General features: G+C 71.8%; 13 protein-coding genes, 1 pseudogene and 1 riboswitch. Of the genes and pseudogenes, 6 read left to right on the forward strand and 8 right to left on the reverse strand.

The features are described from left to right. Positions 1 to 22 precede the first annotated feature (22 nt). From ribH to ICC28_RS03495, 4 genes are read right to left on the reverse strand one after another with little or no spacing between them, the layout of a single operon-like run. Positions 23 to 508, reverse strand: a complete 486-nt coding sequence (gene ribH / locus ICC28_RS03480; protein ID WP_188286884.1) for a 6,7-dimethyl-8-ribityllumazine synthase — start codon at positions 506 to 508, stop codon at positions 23 to 25. Between the two features lie 24 nt (positions 509 to 532). Continuing rightward, positions 533 to 1825, reverse strand: a complete 1293-nt coding sequence (locus ICC28_RS03485; protein ID WP_188286885.1) for a bifunctional 3,4-dihydroxy-2-butanone-4-phosphate synthase/GTP cyclohydrolase II — start codon at positions 1823 to 1825, stop codon at positions 533 to 535. Then, complete coding sequence (locus tag ICC28_RS03490; protein WP_188286886.1) at positions 1822 to 2463, reverse strand: nicotinamide riboside transporter PnuC; 642 nt, start codon at positions 2461 to 2463, stop codon at positions 1822 to 1824. Before ICC28_RS03490 ends, ICC28_RS03485 begins: the two co-directional genes overlap by 4 nt. After that, the gene (locus tag ICC28_RS03495; RefSeq protein WP_188286887.1) at positions 2460 to 3065 is read right to left on the reverse strand and encodes a riboflavin synthase; all 606 of its coding nucleotides are present in this window, start codon (positions 3063 to 3065) and stop codon (positions 2460 to 2462) included. The genes ICC28_RS03490 and ICC28_RS03495 overlap by 4 nt, the downstream gene beginning before the upstream one ends. A gap of 149 nt (positions 3066 to 3214) precedes the next feature. Continuing rightward, a riboswitch (FMN riboswitch) is annotated at positions 3215 to 3345 on the reverse strand. 173 nt (positions 3346 to 3518) lie between these two features. Here ICC28_RS03495 and ICC28_RS03500 point away from each other — a divergent pair. Then, positions 3519 to 5855 carry a chitinase C-terminal domain-containing protein gene (locus ICC28_RS03500; RefSeq protein WP_188286888.1) on the forward strand — a complete coding sequence of 779 codons (2337 nt, stop codon included), beginning with the start codon at positions 3519 to 3521 and terminating at the stop codon, positions 5853 to 5855. A 187-nt stretch (positions 5856 to 6042) separates the two neighbouring features. Further along, positions 6043 to 6787, forward strand: a pseudogene (locus ICC28_RS03505) (SDR family oxidoreductase). A gap of 251 nt (positions 6788 to 7038) precedes the next feature. Here ICC28_RS03505 and ICC28_RS03510 read toward each other — a convergent pair. After that, positions 7039 to 8223, reverse strand: a complete 1185-nt coding sequence (locus ICC28_RS03510; protein WP_188286889.1) for an ROK family transcriptional regulator — start codon at positions 8221 to 8223, stop codon at positions 7039 to 7041. Between the two features lie 135 nt (positions 8224 to 8358). Here ICC28_RS03510 and ICC28_RS03515 point away from each other — a divergent pair, with 135 nt between their 5' ends. Next, positions 8359 to 9570, forward strand: coding sequence for an MFS transporter (locus ICC28_RS03515; RefSeq protein ID WP_188286890.1), 1212 nt, complete (start codon positions 8359 to 8361; stop codon positions 9568 to 9570). On the opposite strand, the gene ICC28_RS03520 is transcribed toward ICC28_RS03515, so the two are convergent. Continuing rightward, positions 9530 to 9988: an acyl-CoA thioesterase gene (locus tag ICC28_RS03520; RefSeq protein ID WP_188286891.1), complete on the reverse strand. Its 459-nt coding sequence runs from the start codon at positions 9986 to 9988 to the stop codon at positions 9530 to 9532. The two genes, ICC28_RS03515 and ICC28_RS03520, sit on opposite strands and share 41 nt — an antisense overlap. Before the next feature lie 118 nt (positions 9989 to 10106). On the opposite strand from ICC28_RS03520, the gene ICC28_RS03525 reads away from it, so the two are divergent. Further along, positions 10107 to 11486 (forward strand): uracil-xanthine permease family protein, encoded by a 1380-nt coding sequence (locus tag ICC28_RS03525; RefSeq protein ID WP_188286892.1) that lies wholly within the window; start codon positions 10107 to 10109, stop codon positions 11484 to 11486. Between the two features lie 30 nt (positions 11487 to 11516). Here the strand turns inward: ICC28_RS03525 and ICC28_RS03530 are convergent, their stop codons facing one another. Continuing rightward, entirely contained in the window at positions 11517 to 12653 is a 1137-nt protein-coding gene (locus tag ICC28_RS03530) for a glycoside hydrolase family 6 protein (RefSeq protein WP_188287243.1), read from the reverse strand. A gap of 160 nt (positions 12654 to 12813) precedes the next feature. Here ICC28_RS03530 and ICC28_RS03535 point away from each other — a divergent pair, with 160 nt between their 5' ends. Beyond that, a complete protein-coding gene (locus tag ICC28_RS03535) occupies positions 12814 to 13500 on the forward strand; it encodes a DUF5995 family protein (RefSeq protein WP_188286893.1) in 687 nt (228 codons plus the stop codon). Positions 13501 to 13565: 65 nt separating this feature from the next. Next, on the forward strand, positions 13566 to 14495 hold the full coding sequence (locus ICC28_RS03540) for an LLM class F420-dependent oxidoreductase (protein ID WP_188286894.1): 930 nt from the start codon (positions 13566 to 13568) through the stop codon (positions 14493 to 14495). Here the strand turns inward: ICC28_RS03540 and ICC28_RS03545 are convergent. Beyond that, positions 14492 to 16207: a flavin monoamine oxidase family protein gene (locus ICC28_RS03545; RefSeq protein WP_188286895.1), complete on the reverse strand. Its 1716-nt coding sequence runs from the start codon at positions 16205 to 16207 to the stop codon at positions 14492 to 14494. The two genes, ICC28_RS03540 and ICC28_RS03545, sit on opposite strands and share 4 nt — an antisense overlap. Positions 16208 to 16228 lie beyond the last annotated feature (21 nt).

Consider the following 16228-nt stretch of genomic DNA (forward strand, 5'->3'; position numbering starts at 1 on the left):
CTCTACGCGGTGTGCGAAAAGCTCAGCGCCACGGTTCAGATACTGAGCGGAGCGTGGCCGCGGTGGCCACCGCCGCGGTCACCGCCTCGTGCCCCTTGTCCTCGTTGGAGCCGGGCAGTCCGGCCCGGTCCAGGGCCTGCTCCTCGTTGTCGCAGGTGAGCAGGCCGAAGCCGACGGGGACGCCGGTGTCCACGGAGACCTGGGTGAGGCCCTGGGTGACGCCCTGGCACACGTACTCGAAGTGGGGGGTGCCGCCGCGGATGACGACGCCGAGGGCGACGATCGCGTCGTAGCCGCGGCCGGCGAGGACCTTGGCGACGACCGGGAGTTCCCAGCTGCCGGGGACCCGGAGCAGGGTCGGCTCGTCGATCCCGAGGTCGTGCAGGGCGCGCAGGGCGCCGTTCACCAGACCGTCCATCACCTTGTCGTGCCACTGCGCCGCGATGACGGCCACCCGCAGGTCGCCCACATTGCGTACGGACAGTTCCGGTGCACCCTTGCCGCTCACGTCTCTCCTCGGTGTTCTTGCTGCTTACTGATTGCCGCAGGCGGCCGGGGCGGGGCCCGTCTCCAGCCAGGGCAGGTCGTGACCCATCCGGTCCCGCTTGGTGCGCAGGTAGCGGAGGTTGTGCTCGCCCGCGGTGACGGGCATCGGCTCGCGGTCGGTGACCTTGATGCCGTGGCGGACGAGCGCGTCGCTCTTGTCCGGGTTGTTGGTCATCAGGCGGACGCTCCGCACCCCGAGGTCGTCGAGGATCTGCGCCCCGGCCGCGTAGTCCCGGGCGTCGGCGGGCAGACCGAGCTCCAGGTTGGCGTCCAGGGTGTCGCGGCCGCGCTCCTGGAGTTCGTAGGCGCGCAGCTTGGACAGCAGGCCGATGCCGCGTCCCTCGTGACCGCGCAGGTAGACGACGACCCCGCGGCCCTCGGCCTGGACGCGCTCCAGGGCGGTGTCCAGCTGGGGGCCGCAGTCGCAGCGCAGGGAGCCGAAGACGTCGCCGGTGAGGCACTCGGAGTGGACGCGGACGACGACGTCCTGGCCGTCGCCGATCTCGCCGTGCACCAGGGCGACGTGCTCGACGCCGTCGACGGTGGAGCGATAGCCGTACGCGGTGAAGGTGCCGTGGGAGGTCGGCAGGTGGACCTCGGCCTCGCGACGGACGGTGGGCTCGGCGCTGCGGCGGTAGGCGATCAGGTCCTCGATGGAGATGATCGTCAGGCCGTGCTTGCGGGCGAACGGGATCAGCTCGGGCAGGCGCAGCATCCGGCCGTCCTCGCCGGCGATCTCGACGATCGCGCCGGCCGGGCGCAGGCCGGCCAGGCGGGCGAGGTCGACGGCGGCCTCGGTGTGGCCGTTGCGGACGAGCACCCCGCCGGGCTTGGCGCGCAGCGGGAAGATGTGGCCGGGGCGGACGAAATCGTCGGCGCGGGCGGTGCCGCTCGCCAGCAGTTGCAGCGTGGTGGCGCGGTCGGCGGCCGAGATGCCGGTGGTCACGCCGTGGGCGGCGGAGGCGTCCACGGAGACCGTGAACGCGGTCTTCATCGACTCGGTGTTGTCCTCGACCATCTGCGGGAGGTCGAGCCGCTCCAGTTCCTCGCCCTCCATGGGGGCGCAGATCAGGCCGCGGCACTCGCTCATCATGAAGGCGACGATCTCGGGGGTGGCCTTCTCGGCGGCGACGACGAGGTCGCCCTCGTTCTCGCGGTCCTCGTCGTCGACGACCACGACGGGCCGGCCGGCCGCGATGTCGGCGATGGCCTGCTCGATCGGGTCGAGCGACCAGTCCTCGATATTGCCGGTGCTGTACAGAGCCGGTGCCGTGCTCATGCGGGCGCTCCTTCCAGGACGGGCCGCGGGTCCTTGCGGGAGCGCAGCCACCAGTCGCGCATGCCCCACAGGACGAGTGCGCCGTAGATGACGTAGACGAAGCCGGAGAAGGCGTAGCCGTTCGCGAAGTTCAGGGGGACGCCGACCAGGTCGACGAGGAGCCAGGCGAACCAGAACTCGACCATGCCGCGGGCCTGGGCGTACATGGCGACGATGGTGCCGACGAAGATGTAGGCGTCGGGCCAAGGGTCCCAGGACAGGCTCGGGTACGCCTTGAACAGCAGGGCCACCGCCACGGTGCCGGCGGCGCCGGCCGCGATCATCGCGCCGCGCTCGCGCCAGGTGGCGAACCGTACGGCGATGTGCCCGTCGGTGGCCCGGCCGGTGCCGCGGTTCCACTGCCACCAGCCGTACAGCGCGACGACCACGACGACGGCCTGCTTGCCGGCGCTGCCGGTCAGATGGCCGTAGAAGGCGCCGAAGAGGATGAGGCCGGCGAGGAACTGCACCGGCCAGGTCCACACCGAGCGCCGCCAGCCGAGGGCGAGGGCGACGAGGCCGAAGATGTTGCCGACCATGTCCGACCAGATGATGTGCTGGCCGAAGAGGGTGAAGGCCTCGGAGTTGAGCCAGTTCACGCCTGCGCTCCCCGGCCCGCGGCGAGCAGCCGCTCGACGTACTTGGCGACGACGTCCACTTCGAGGTTGACCGGATCGCCGGGCTGCTTGTGGCCGAGCGTGGTCAGGGCGAGGGTGGTGGGGATGAGGCTGACGGTGAAGTGGTCGGGGCCGGCGTCGACGACGGTGAGGCTGATGCCGTCGACGGTGATGGAGCCCTTCTCCACGACGTACCGGGCGAGGTCCGCGGGGAGCGAGACCTTCACGATCTCCCAGTTCTCGGAGGGCTTGCGCTCCAGCACCTCACCGGTGCCGTCGACATGGCCCTGGACGATGTGGCCGCCGAGGCGCGCACCGACCGCGGTGGGGCGTTCCAGGTTGACGCGGGAGCCGACGCCGAGGGCGCCGAGGCTGGAGCGGTTCAGGGTCTCGGCCATGACGTCGGCGGTGAACTCGTCGCCCTCGTGCTCGACCACGGTGAGGCAGACGCCGTTGACCGCGATGGAGTCACCGTGCTTCGCGCCCTCGGTGACGACGGGGCCGCGCAGTCGGAAGCGGGAGGCGTCGCCGAGGTTCTCGACGGCGGTGACCTCGCCCAGCTCTTCGACGATTCCGGTGAACACTTCCCGGGTCCTCCTGCCTCATTCGGGCACGGACTCCGGGGCTGTCGATGACGACAGAAGATACGGGCGACGACACCGGGAGCGACGCCGGACGGACCCGTCCACCACGGAACGGGCTCATATCGGCGGCGCGCACGAATGCCCGCCCGCCGCGCACTGCCTCCCATCCGGACTTTAACCGTCGGTCCAGGAATTTCACCTGGTCAACCGGCCGCTGGAGGCGACCGGGTCGCGGACTGTAACCGCCGGTTCGGACTTTCACCGACCCCGGAGTGCGCTGCTACTGGTACAGGGCCAGTGTGCCACGCCTGATCGGCGTCCATGCGGGTGAATGCTGTGGGGTGGCTCACAAGCGGGGGCCGGAGACTTCCGCTCCTTGATTGGTCCATACCTATTGACGCATTGGTCTAGTCCTCCTTAAGGTCTGCGCAACTTCCGTGGAGAGGAACCGACTTGCTGTCACGCAACCGAGCCAGACCCGCCCTGCTCACCGCCGTCGGCGCGGTCGCCGGCCTGGTGCTCGCCGGCCTGCCGGCCACCGTCTCGCACGCCGCCGACCAGGAGTCCTGCCGCCCCGACGGGCTGTACACCACACCCGGCGTCGACGTCCCCTACTGCACGGTCTACGACACCGACGGCCGGGAGAAGATGGGCGCCGACCACCAGCGCCGGGTGATCGGCTACTTCACCGGCTGGCGCACCGGCAAGGACGGCACGCCCGCCTATCTGGCCTCCGACATCCCCTGGGACAAGGTCACCCACCTCAACTACGCCTTCGCCCACGTCGACGGCTCGAACAAGATCTCCGTCGGGACGGACGGCGCGACCAACCCGGCGACCGGCATGACCTGGCCGGGCGTGAGCGGCGCCGAGATGGACCCCGGGTTCTCCTACAAGGGCCACTTCAACCTGCTCAACAAGTTCAAGAAGCAGCACCCGGACGTCAAGACGCTGATCTCGGTGGGCGGCTGGGCCGAGACCGGCGGCTACTTCGCCGACGACGGCACCCGCGTGGACTCCGGCGGCTTCTACTCGATGGCCACCAACGCCGACGGCTCGGTCAACCGGGCCGGCATCGACACCTTCGCCGACTCGACCGTGGCCTTCCTCCGCAAGTACGGCTTCAACGGCGTCGACATCGACTACGAGTACCCGACGACCATGAAGGACGCGGGCAACCCGCTCGACTGGTCCCTCTCCAACGGACGCCGCGCGGGCCTGGTCAAGGGGTACGCGGTCCTGATGAAGACGCTGCGCGAGAAGCTCGACCGGGCGGGCGCGGCGGACGGCAGGCACTACCTGCTGACGGTCGCGGCACCGTCCTCCGGCTATCTGCTGCGCGGCATGGAGACCTTCCAGGTCCAGAAGTACCTGGACTACGTCAACATCATGTCGTACGACCTGCACGGCGCCTGGAACGAGTACGTCGGCCCGAACGCCTCGCTCTTCGACGACGGCAAGGACGCCGAACTCGCCGCGGCGGGCGTGTACTCCACGTCCCAGTACGGCGGCATCGGCTACCTCAACACCGACTGGGCGTACCACTACTTCCGCGGTTCGATGCCGGCCGGCCGCATCAACATCGGACTCCCCTACTACACCCGGGGGTTCAAGAACGTCACCGGCGGCACCGACGGGCTGTGGGGCAGGGCCCCGTCCACGAACTGTCCTGCCGGGTCCGGTCTGACCAAGTGCGGTGACGGCGCCAGTGGCATCGACAACCTCTGGCACGACCTCGACACCAACGGCAAGGAGTCGCCCGCGGGTTCGAACCCGATGTGGCACGCCAAGAACCTGGAGAAGGGCGTCGTCGGGGACTACGTGACCAAGTACGGCTTCCCCGCCGACACGCGGCTCACCGGCACCTACGCCCGCAAGTACGACGCCACGCTGGTGGCGCCCTGGCTGTGGAACGCCGAGAAGAAGGTCTTCCTGTCCACCGAGGACGAGCAGTCGGTGAAGGCCAAGGCCGACTACGTCGTCGACAAGGGCATCGGCGGCACCATGGTGTGGGAGCTGGCCGGTGACTACGGCTGGAACGCGGCCAAGGGGCAGTACGAGCCGGGGTCCACGCTGACGACCGCGATGTACGAGAAGTTCAAGTCGGCCGCCCCGTACGGCGCGCAGCGGTCGACGGTCGAGCTGCCGAGCCGGGCGCTGGACATCGACGTCGACTTCGGGCAGTTCCCGCTCGGCGACTCCAACTACCCGATCAGCCCCAAGCTGAAGATCACCAACAACACGTCGGCGACCCTGCCGGGCGGTACGGAGTTCCGGTTCGACTACGGCACCTCCGCTCCCGGCAACGCCAAGGACCAGTCCGGCTTCGGCACTTCGGTGATCCGCAGCGACCACACGGGGAGCAATGTCGGCGGGCTCAAGGGCGACTACCACCGCGTCTCGCTGAAGCTGCCGAGCTGGCAGACGCTGGCGCCGGGCGCCTCGGTGGAGTTGGACTTCGTGTACTACCTGCCGGTGTCGACGCCGTCGAACTGGACGGTGACGTTCGGCGGAACGACGTACGCGCTGGCCGGGGATCTGGCGCGGGGGACGACGGTGGTGGAGCCGGGGGGCTCGTCGCCTTCGCCGACGCCGACCGGCGGTGGGTCTCCTTCGCCGACGCCGACCGGCTCGTGCACGGACGCGGCGTGGAACGCGGATGTGGCGTACGGCGGAGGCAGCACGGTCTCCCACCAGGGGCACGCGTGGAAGGCCAAGTGGTGGACGAAGGGCGAGGAGCCCGGCACCACCGGTGAATGGGGTGTGTGGCAGGACCTCGGCGCCTGCTGATCCCCTCCCCCCTATCGGCCCGGCGGCGGTGACGACGGCCCTTGCCCGCCGCCGGGTCTCTCAACTCCGGTTCGCATGCGCCGCCGGCCGGGTCGTCGGGGTGTCACGTTTCGCATGGGGTATTCCGTCCTGGCTGATGAAGGGCGCTCCGTCGGGGAGTGCCCGGCATGCAAAGGGGCTGAACACCATGACCACGATTCTGGTGACCGGCGGCACCGGTACCTTGGGCCGGCTCGTCACCGAGCGGCTGCGCGCGGACGGGCACGAGGTGCGGGTGCTCAGCCGGCACACCCAGCCCCTACGCCGTTGACCTGCGGGCGGGCGGCAGGGGGCTGGACGCGGCCGTCGCGGGGGTGGAGACGATCGTGCACTGCGCGAGCTCGCCCCGGGGTGGCGACGAGGAGGCGGCGGCGCATCTGATCGCCGCGGCGCGGCAGGCGGGTGTGCGCCATCTGGTGTACATCTCGATCGTCGGCGTCGACCGGGTGCCGTTCGGCTACTACCGGAGCAAGCTCGCGGTGGAGAAGCTGGTCGAGGACTCCGGGCTGGGGTGGACGGTGCTGCGGGCGACGCAGTTCCACGATCTGCTGGTCCAGGTGTTCGCCGCGGTGGCCAAGTCGCCGGTGATGCCGTTGCCCGCGGGGGTGGCGGACCAGCCCGTGGAGGTCTCCGAGGTCGCGGACCGACTGGTGGAGCTGGCCCTGGGCGCGCCCGCGGGGCGGGTTCCGGACATGGCCGGGCCGGAGGTCCGTCCACTCGGCTCCCTGGCCCGCGCCTACCTCAAGGCGACGGGGCGCAGGCGGGCGGTGGTCGGCGTACCGCTGGCCGGTCGGGCCTACCGTGCCTTCCGGGCGGGCGGGCACCTCGCCCCTGAACACGCGGTGGGGAAGGGGACGTTCGAGGAGTACCTGGCGGTACGCTTCGGCCGCTGAGCCCCGGGGGCGGACGGGCTTTCTCGCCCCCGCCGCCCCTACCCATTCCCGTCCTCCAGGGGCTGCCGCCCCTTCAACCCCGCCCAGGGGGCGCCGCCCCCTGGACCCCCGCTCCTCAAGCGCCGGAGGGGCTGAATTTCAGCGCCGGGCCTGGCCACTTCAGCCCGTCCGGCGTTTGAGGACAAGGCCCGTTCAGGGCCGATGCGCGGGGCTGGGGGCGGCGGGGGCGAGGAAAGAAGGGCCGGAGCCCGTTAGCGTGCCGGGGGTGCGAACAGTTCCTCCTGTGCCCGGTCCCGGGCCGTCAGCAGGGCCCCGCGCAGCACCGCCCCGCCGCCCAACGTACTGGCCCGCACCTCCGTCGGCAGGGGGGACATCCGGCCCAGCCGGTCCTGGACACGCGCCGCCAGCGCCTCGCCGCCCGCCCGGCCGATCTCCCCCGCCAGCACCACGCACCCGGGATCCAGTACCGAGGTCACCGCGGCCGCGCCGAGTACCAGCCGGTCCGCCAGCGCGTCGAGGAAGTCGCCGAAGGACGGGTCGGCGACCGCCGCCCGTACCAGCGCCGCCGCATGCGGCTCCCCCGCCACCGCCGGCGCCGTCACCCCGTACTCCCCCGCCAGCACCGCCACCGCCGCCGCCCCGACGAGGGAGTGGAATCCCCCGTCGCAGTCGTGCGCCGAGGGCAGCCCGGTCGTCCCGGGCACCGGCAGGAACCCGATCTCGCCGGTGCCGCCCGAGGCACCGCGGCGCAGGGTGCCGTCGAGGACGACCGCCGCGCCCACCCCGAGCCCCAGCCAGAGCAGTACGAACGTGTCCCGGTCCTGCGCGACCCCGTCCCGCTGCTCCGCCAGGGCCGCGAGGTTGGTCTCGTTCTCCACGCTCACCCGCGCCTGCGGCAGCCGTTCCTGGAGGGCGGCGACCAGGCGGCGGTGCCACTCGGGCAGGCTCGTGGAGCGCCGGAGTTCACCCGTCGCCGGGTCGATGAGGCCGGGCGCACCGATGCCGACGGTGTGCAGCCGGTCCACGCCGGCCTCCTTGGCCGCCCGCTCGACCAGCGCCACCGCCTGCTCGACCGCCGACCCGGTCCCGGAGTCGCCGGTGATCGGCGCGGACGCCTCGGCGAGCACCTCGCCGACCAGGTCGGACACGACGACGGCGACGCCCTCGGTGCGGACGTCGAGGGCGGCGAGATGGGCGCGGTCGGCGACGATGCCGTAGAGCTTGGCGTTGGGGCCGCGGCGCTGTTCGCCCGATTCGCCGACCACCGTGATGAGCCCGGCGGCGGTGAGACGTTCGACGAGGTCGGCGACGCTCGGCCGGGACAGGCCGGTCAGTTGCTTCAGCCGGGCCGCCGTCAGCGGGCCCTCCTGCTGGAGCAGGCGCAGGGCGAGGCGGTCGTTGATGGCCCGGGCGGTGCTGGGGGATGCGGGCGGCATGCCGGGATCCTTCCAGATCGGCAGGGCCGTGCGGTCCGCGGCCCTTCAGAAACCCCTATCTATCAGGCAGGGTTCCTGATAGTTTACGCCGACAGGCCGCAGGTGCCAGGACGGGGCACGGGGAGGGACCGGAGAATGAGTGAAGTGGGGTACGACGCACACGAGGTGCGGCGGGCGCGGTACGCCGTGGCCGCCGTGTTCGCCGTGCACGGCGCGGTGACCGGCTCGTTCGCGACCCGGGTGCCGTGGATCCAGGACCACGCCTCGGTGAGCGCGGGCCAACTGGGCCTCGCCCTGGCCTTCCCCGCGCTCGGCGCGTCGGTGGCGATGCCGCTCGCGGGCGGGATCAGCCACCGCTTCGGCGCCCGCAACGCCCTGCGCGGCCTGATCGCCCTGTGGACGCTGGCGCTCGTCCTGCCGTCCCTGGCCCCGAACCTGCTCACCCTCTGCCTGGCCCTGTTCACTTTCGGCGCCACCGCCGGCATGGCGGACGTGGCGATGAACGCCCTCGGCGTCGAGGTCGAGAACCGCCTCGGCCGGTCGATCATGTCCGGCCTGCACGGCATGTGGAGCGCCGGCGCCGTGCTCGGCTCGCTCGGCGGCACGCTCGCCGCCCACCTGGGCGCGGACGCCCGCCTGCACCACGCGCTGGCGGCCGCCGTCCTGACCGTCCTCGGCGTGACCGCGTCCACCTGGGTGCTCGACCTTCAGCCGACCCAGGGCGAGGAGCCTCCGCCGCGGTTCGCCCTGCCGCCCCGCTCCGCGCTGCTGATCGGCGCGGTCGGGTTCTGCGCGGTGTTCGCGGAAGGGGCCAGCCTGGACTGGTCGGCCGTCTATCTGCGTGACCAACTGGACAGTTCGGCGGGTCTCGCGGCCGCGTGCACGACCGGCTTCACGCTCACCATGGCGGTGGCCCGGCTCGCGGGCGACAAGGTGGTGGACCGCTACGGCGCCGTCCGCACGGTCCGCCTCGGCGGCGTCCTCGCCGCGGCCGGCGGTCTGCTGATCGTCACGGCCGGCCATCCCGCGGTGGCGATGACCGGGTTCGGTCTGATGGGTCTGGGCATCGCGGTGGTCGTCCCGCTGTGCTTCGCGGCGGCGGGCCGCAGCGGCCCCAACCCCAGTCAGGCCATCGCGGGCGTCGCGACCATCACGTACACCTCGGGCCTGGTCGCCCCGAGCGCGATCGGCGGGCTGGCCCAGCTGACCAGCCTGGTGGTGTCGTTCGCCCTGGTCACGCTGCTGTCGTGCGGGCTCGCCGCGTTCGCGGGCGTGCTGCGCAAGGCCGACCGCGACCGGCCGACGATCAGCCGCCCGGACGCAGCAGTCCCCGACCCACGGCCCTGAACTCCTCGCTCCACGGCGCGGGCCGGAGCGTGGCGGCGTCCAGCCGGACCAGCACCCGGGCGCCCCGCGCGTACGTCACCGCGCCGTCCGCCGAGCAGAAGCGGAAGCCGTAGGTCAGGCCGGTGGTGCCGAGCCGCTCCAGCCACAGGTGCACGGCGTACGGGCCGGGCCTGGTCACCGGGGCCTCGTAGGTGATCCGCAGTTCCTTCACCGCGTTGCAGGCGTCGCCGGCCGCCGCCCAGTCGCCCTCGAAGCGGAAGCCGTGCTCCTGCCAGAGGCCGGCCCAGGCCCGCTCCACCATCACCGGGTACCGGGCGTTGTGCAGCAGCCCGAGCGCGTCGAGGTCGTCGAAGTGGACGGTGACGGGGACGAGCCGGCCGCAGGCCGGGGCGGGGGCGGTGGGCGCTTCGGCGGTCACGGTGGTGCTCCTGGGGCGTATGAGATGACTGCACCCCATCCTAAGCGGACGCTCAGCATCCCTTTTCACCCCCGACAATGGTCCGGACACGCACGCACGACCGAAAGCGAACCGCACCATGGATCTTGGCGTCCGCTGGAAACTGCACGGCGACGGACGCACCCCGGCGCCCGGCGCGGTGGTCCGGCCCGACGAACGGCTCTCCTGGCCGCGCACGGCCGGGCTCGGCGCCCAGCACGTGGTGGCCATGTTCGGGGCCTCTTTCGTGGCGCCGGTCCTGATGGGCCTGGACCCCAACCTCGCGATCATGATGTCCGGTGTCGCGACCGTCGTCTTCCTGCTGGCCACCCGGGGCCGGGTGCCCAGCTATCTGGGCTGCTCCCTGTCGTTCGTGGGCGTCGCCGCCGTCATCCGCGCGCAAGGGGGCAGCAGCGCGACCGTGACCGGCGCGGTCTTCGTCGTCGGCGCCGCGCTGTTCCTGGTGGGCCTCGCCGTCCGGCGGTTCGGGGCGCGGATCATCCACGCGACGATGCCGCCGATCGTCACCGGCGCGGTCGTGATGCTGATCGGCTTCAACCTCGCCCCGGTGACCGCCGCGACCTACTGGCCGCAGGACCAGTGGACGGCCCTGCTGGTGATGCTCTTCACCGGTCTGGCCGTCGTCTGCCTGCGCGGCTTCTTCTCCCGGATCGCGATCTTCCTGGGCCTGGTCTTCGGCTACGGCATCTCCTGGGCCTTCGACCGGATCTTCGGGCAGATCCACTCCGTCGACGCGAGCGGCAAGGTCACCGACCACTGGCGCCTGGACCTCTCCGGCGTCGGCCAGGCGGACTGGATCGGCCTGCCGACGTTGCACGGCCCGTCCTTCGAGTGGTCGGCGATCCTGGTCGCGCTGCCCGTCGTCATCGCCCTGGTCGCCGAGAACGCCGGACACGTCAAGGCCGTCGGCGAGATGACCGGCGACAACCTGGACGGCAGGCTCGGCACGGCGATCTCCGCCGACGGCGTCGGCTCCATGCTCTCCACCGCGGTCGGCGGCCCGCCCAACACCACCTACTCCGAGAACATCGGCGTGATGGCCGCGACCCGCGTCTACTCCACGGCCGCCTACTGGGCCGCCGCCGGCTTCGCCCTCCTCTTCGGCCTGTGCCCGAAGTTCGGCGCGGTCGTGGCCGCGATCCCGGGCGGCGTCCTCGGCGGCATCACCGTCATCCTCTACGGCATGATCGGCCTGCTCGGCGCCCAGATCTGGATCAACGCCGAGGTCGACCTGCGCAACCCGCTCAACCTGGTACCGGCCGCCGCGGGCATCATCATCGGCGTCGGCAACGTCACCATGGAGTTCACCGACACCTTCGAGCTGAGCGGCATCGCCCTGGGCACCCTGGTCGTCATCACCGGCTACCACGCCCTGCGCGCCTTCGCCCCGGCCCACCTCAAGACCCAGGAGCCGCTCCTGGACGAGGGCACGTCCTCCTACGACGAGGCGAAGCCCTAGGCGGCTACGGCGACCAGGTCGTCGTACGCCCTACGGCGAGGCCAAGTCGTAGGCGTACGACGGGCTGAACGTCCCCGGCGTCCCCTTGCAGCCGTCGGACTCCCCCGGCAGCTTGATCCACAGGTAGCCGTCGATCCGGGCCTCCCCGGTGCTCAGGGTGGGCGCCCGGCCGACCTTCCGTCCGGCGGGGTCGCACCACTCGCCGTCGGCCGGGGCGCCGTTGCCGTTGCGGCTGGTGTCGACGACGGCACCGAGGGAGGCGGGGCCGCCGAGGGCGTCGAGGACCTGTCGGTCGTAGGCGACCTCGTCGGCCGTGGTGTGGAAGTTGGAGACGTTGCTGAAGATGCCGTCGGAGGACGCGGCCGACGCGGCGCCCGCCTGCTTCAGCCAGCCCGCCTGCTTGCCGGGCGCGTGCCACCCGGAGTGCCCGGCGTCGTAGTACACGCGCGCCCTGGGGTTGGCGGCCTTCAGGACGCGCCCGGCGCGGGCCAGTGAGGCGAAGCGGTCGGCCCGCCCGGCGCCGGAGAGGCAGTCGGCCTGGGCGACCGAGTCGGGCTCCAGCACGACGATGACGTCGCCGGAGCCCAGCCCGGCGGCGAAGCGGTCGATCCAGTCGTCGTAGGCGCCGAGGTCGGGCGCCCCGCCCTGGCTGGCCCCGCCGCAGTCGCGGTCGGGGATCGCGTACGCCACGACGACGGGCACCCGGCCCTGCGCCGCGCCGCCCGAGGTGACCGCGCGGACCCGGGCCGTGATGGTGTCCGGCGTGAAGTCGGCGAACCACACGGCGGCCGGGTGGGCGGCGATCCGGGACTGTATGACCCCGTGGCGCGGGTCGCCGGGGTTGTCGCGGACCCAGTCGAGGACCTGGGACGCGGAGTGGCGGTACAGGCGCGTGGACACGGCGGCCGTGTGCCGCTCGCGCTCGGTCCGGGACGGCGAGGGCGACGGCGAGGGCGAGGCGGACGCCTCCGGCTTCCTCTTCGTCCGCGTCGGCGAGGGCGACTCGGTGACCGACGGGGACGGCGGCGGCACCACCGGCAGCGACTCAAGGCGCGGTGAGTACGTCACGTCGGGCCGGGCGTCGTCCGAGCCCCGCTCCTCGTCGAGCGCATGGATCATCCCGGACGCGGTGCCGACGGCGACCACCACGGAGGCCGCCGCGACCATGGCGGCGCGCCGACGCCGGGATCTGCGTACTGCACGACGCTGGACACGTGAGCCGGCCACGCCGGTTTCCCCCTCCCCCACGACGGGCGCGTTCCCCCGTTCTGGGGAAGCGTCGGGCCCGCCGTCACTCCGGTCACCCTAAAGCTGGGACTCTGCCCCCATGGCGCAATGCGAACAATTCACCACCCCCGTCGACGCGGTCGTCTCCCGTATGCGCGCCCTCGACGCGGCGCTGCCCGAGCGGGACGGCATCGCCGTCTTCAACCGCGTCTACCTGACGGTGACGGAGGCCGTGGACCGGCACATCGACGCGGGCGGCTTCCCCGACGCGCGGGCGGCGATCACGCTGGACGTTCGGTTCGCGGAACGGTACTTGGCGGCCGTCGACGCGGTCGCGGACGACCGGCGCCCGCCCGCCTGTTGGCGGCCCCTGTTCCAGCTCCGCCGCCATCCCGGCGTACGTCCCCTGCAGTTCGCGCTCGCGGGCATCAACGCGCACATCGGGCACGACCTGGCGCTCGCCGTCGTGGACGCCTGTCGTACGCTCGACTGCGAACCCGCCGACCTGGAGGACGAGTTCGACCGGGTGGGCGATCTCCTCGTCTCGCTGGAGGAGCGCATCCGCGAGGATCTGATGCCCGGCCCCGACCTCCTCCGGATCGCCGACCCGCTCACCCATCTGCTCGGCTCGTGGAGTCTGGAGCGCGCCCGGGACGCCACGTGGTCGGCCGCCCGTGCACTGTGGGCGCTGCGCCGACTGCCCGACGTGGCCGAGGGGCTGGCCGAGCGGCTGGACGCCGTGGTGGGGCTCGCGGGGCGCATGATGCTCACGCCGCTCCCTGACTGATCCCGCCGCGCGCGTTACGTTGGCGGTGGACCGCCCGCGACAAACCGACGCAAAGGAGCGCAGGGATGGCCATTCGGCTGGGACTCAGTCTTCCCCAAGCGCGGCAGTACGACATCGGACGCGACGTGCCGGACGTGGCACGCACCGCCGAGCGGATCGGCTACGAGAGTCTCTGGGTCTACGAGCGCGCCCTGTTCCCGGAGCCCGCGACCCAGGGTCTGTACGGCATCGAGGGGCTCCCCTGGCCCGACATGTACCGCGGGGTCCCGGAACCCCTGGTGACGCTGACCCTGGCCGTCACGGCGACCGAGCGGGCCCGGCTCGGCACCAGCGTCCTGGTGGCGCCCCTGCACGGGCCCTTCCAACTGGCCAAGTCCCTCGCCACGCTGGACGCGGCGAGCGGCGGCCGGGTCGTGGCGGGCTTCGGCACGGGCTGGTCGCTCGACGAGTACGCGGCCGCCGGCGTCGCCCCGTTCGAGGAGCGCGGCCGCGTCCTGGACGAGGTCATCGACGTCTGCCGGGCGGTGTGGGGACAGGACCCGGTGGCGTACGAGGGCCGGATCACCAGGATCGCGCCGGCCGTCGTCGGACCCAAGCCGGCCCGGCCGATCCCGATCCTGGTGCCGGGCAACAGCAGGAAGGCGATGACCCGGCTCGTCGACCGCGCCGACGGCTGGATGCCCATCGCCATGGGCGCCGAGCAACTAACCGCCCAGTGGCGGCAGTTGCAGGACCTGGCGGCGGAACACGGCCGCACACACCCCATCGAGACGGTGGTGCGGGTCAACGCGCAGTACAGCCCCAAGGCGTACGACGGCGCCGACCGCTCCGCGTTCCAGGGAAGCGTCGCCCAGATCGTCGAGGACCTGGCCGCGCACGCCGTGGACGGGCTCGACACGTTCTTCTTCGAGCTCCAGGGCCAGGCGCGCGACGCCCAGGAACTCAAGGACGTCGCCGCCGAGGTGTACGAGGCGGTACGGGCCGCCGGGCTCTAGTCCTCGGGCAGCTCGACCGGCGCGATCTCGTCGTAGACGTCGCCCGGGCCCGGGTTGGTCGCGTCGGTGGTGCCGCCGAAGTGGTGCATGACGCCCCAGACCGCGTTCAGCGCGGTCTGGACCGCGCCCTCGGCCCAGCCGGCCGTCCAGGAGATGTCGTCGCCGGCGAGGAAGATGCCCCGCTTGTCCTCGGGCAGCCGGTCCTGCATGAAGTGGGTGAACAGGCGCCGCTGGTAGCGGTAGTGGCCCGGCAGGTTGGCCTTGAACGCGCCCATGAAGTAGGGCTCGTTCTCCCAGGAGACGGTCACCGGGTTGCCGATGATGTGGCTGCGGATGTCGACCTTGGGGTAGATCTCGCCGAGCGATTTCAGCATGACCTCCATCCGCTCGGCCGCGGACAGCGGAAGCCACTTCAGGCTGTCGTCGCACCAGGTGTAGGAGAGGCAGATCACGGCGGGCTTGTCCGGACCGTCGTCCAGCAGGTAGGTCCCGCGCGTCATCCGGTCGGTGAGCGTCATCGACATGACGTCCCGGCCGGTCGGATTTCCCCTGTCGTCGACGGCCTTGTCCAGCCAGAACGGCCGGTCCACGGGCACGAAGAGCTTCGAGGACTCCATGTAGTGGGTGCGCTCGATCGCCGTCCAGTGGTCGATCGGGAAGAGGGCGTCGTCGCAGGCGATCTTCGACAGCAGCATCCAGGACTGGGCGGTGAAGATCGCCGCCCGGTAGGTGCGGATGTCGCCGTTCGCGTCCGTCACGGTGATCCGGTTGCCCGCCGTGCGGTGCAGCCGGGTCACAGCCGGGCGGGGCGCGCCGTCCTCGTGCAGCTTCGCCAGCGAGGTGCCGTACGCCCAGTGGACGATCTTCTCCGGCTCTCGCTCCCACAGGCGCAGCGGCAGCTGCTGGGAGCCGCCGACGATGCCGCGGTGGTGGTCGTCGGCCTCGGTGTAGACGACGCGCAGGATCTCCAGGATGGAGTTGGGGAAGTCGGTGTCCCAGCCGCCGGTGCCGAAGCCGACCTGGCCGAAGATCTCGCGGTGCCGGAAGGACTTGAAGGCCTCGGAGTCGCAGAGGAAGCCGTAGAAGGTCTGGTTGTCGAGCTTCTCGACGAGCTTGCCCCAGATCTCGCGGATGCGCGGCACGTCGCGCTCGCGCATCGCCTGGTTCATGTCCGAGAAGTCGGCGCCCTCGTCGAGGCACTTGTTCCAGGCGGCGGCGACGTCACGGTAGACCTGCGGCAGGTCGTCGATCGTCTCGGCGTAGTGCGTCTCGCCCTTGAGGTCGACGACGGTCGAAGGCGTCGCCTCGGCAAGGGGGTTGGGGAAGGGCCGGGTCTCCAGGCCCACCAGGTCGATGTAGTGCTGCAGCGCCGTGGAGGACGGCGGGAAGCGCATCGCGCCCATCTCGGCGGTCAGGCCCTCGGTGCCGGGGCCGTCGAAGCCGACGGTGCGCAGTCGGCCGCCGATCCGGTCGGCCTCGTAGACGACGGGCTTGAGGCCCATCTTCATCAGCTCGTACGCGGCCACGATGCCGGACAGGCCGCCGCCGATGACCGCGACCTCGGTGCCGTGCTCGGTCGCGGGTATCTGGCCGAGGCCCGCCGGGTGCGCGAGGAAGTCGTCGTACGCGTACGGGAAGTCCGGCCCGAACATGGTGATCGGGGGCTGCTGCTCGTCGGCGTGCTGGACGGCGTTGGGCACCGTGGACGTCATGGGGTACGGACTCCTTGCGAC

It is taken from the genome of Streptomyces sp. TRM68416 (assembly GCF_014596915.1).
In the GTDB taxonomy this organism is placed as follows: domain Bacteria; phylum Actinomycetota; class Actinomycetes; order Streptomycetales; family Streptomycetaceae; genus Streptomyces.

Coding starts and splice junctions, on each gene's coding strand:
- ICC28_RS03510 (WP_188286889.1), bottom strand. CDS start 8,223: ATGCCGCCCGCATCCCCCAGCACCGCCCGGGCCATCAACGACCGCCTC.
- ICC28_RS03545 (WP_188286895.1), bottom strand. CDS start 16,207: ATGACGTCCACGGTGCCCAACGCCGTCCAGCACGCCGACGAGCAGCAG.
- ICC28_RS03540 (WP_188286894.1), top strand. CDS start 13,566: ATGGCCATTCGGCTGGGACTCAGTCTTCCCCAAGCGCGGCAGTACGAC.
- ICC28_RS03515 (WP_188286890.1), top strand. CDS start 8,359: ATGAGTGAAGTGGGGTACGACGCACACGAGGTGCGGCGGGCGCGGTAC.
- ICC28_RS03535 (WP_188286893.1), top strand. CDS start 12,814: ATGGCGCAATGCGAACAATTCACCACCCCCGTCGACGCGGTCGTCTCC.
- ICC28_RS03485 (WP_188286885.1), bottom strand. CDS start 1,825: ATGAGCACGGCACCGGCTCTGTACAGCACCGGCAATATCGAGGACTGG.
- ICC28_RS03525 (WP_188286892.1), top strand. CDS start 10,107: ATGGATCTTGGCGTCCGCTGGAAACTGCACGGCGACGGACGCACCCCG.
- ICC28_RS03530 (WP_188287243.1), bottom strand. CDS start 12,653: ATGGTCGCGGCGGCCTCCGTGGTGGTCGCCGTCGGCACCGCGTCCGGG.